A 693-nucleotide genomic window follows, 5' to 3' on the forward strand; every position below is an offset into this window, starting at 1 on the left:
GGGTAGTTTGACTGGGGCGGTCGCCTCCCAAAGAGTAACGGAGGCGCGCGATGGTGGGCTCAGGCCGGTCGGAAATCGGTCGTCGAGTGCAAGAGCAGAAGCCCGCCTGACTGCGACATCGACGGATGGAGCAGAGACGAAAGTCGGTTCTAGTGATCCGGTGGTCCCGCGTGGAAGGGCCATCGCTCAACGGATAAAAGGTACTCCGGGGATAACAGGCTGATACCGCCCAAGAGTCCACATCGACGGCGGTGTTTGGCACCTCGATGTCGGCTCATCACATCCTGGGGCTGGAGCAGGTCCCAAGGGTACGGCTGTTCGCCGTTTAAAGTGGTACGTGAGCTGGGTTTAGAACGTCGTGAGACAGTTCGGTCCCTATCTGCCGTGGGTGTAGGATGTTTGAGAGGATCTGTCCCTAGTACGAGAGGACCGGGATGGACGTACCTCTGGTGTACCAGTTGTCGCGCCAGCGGCACCGCTGGGTAGCTATGTACGGACGGGATAACCGCTGAAAGCATCTAAGCGGGAAACCCACCTCAAAACGAGACATCCCTGAGAGCCGTGAAAGACCATCACGTCGATAGGCCGGGTGTGGACGCGCAGCAATGCGTGCAGCTAACCGGTACTAATCGCTCGATCGGCTTCAAGTCCCGCCCGCAGCGGCAAGCGCGGCGCGGTGCTCTCCAACACCAA

At 59.7% G+C, this 693-nt stretch carries 1 rRNA gene; it reads left to right on the plus strand.

The features are described 5' to 3' along the window. Positions 1–650: ribosomal RNA gene (locus C882_RS22420) — 23S ribosomal RNA — on the plus strand; the annotation flags it as partial. Positions 651–693: the final 43 nt, after the last annotated feature.

The sequence above is a fragment of the Caenispirillum salinarum AK4 genome, from assembly GCF_000315795.1.
Lineage (GTDB): Bacteria > Pseudomonadota > Alphaproteobacteria > Rhodospirillales > Rhodospirillaceae > Caenispirillum > Caenispirillum salinarum.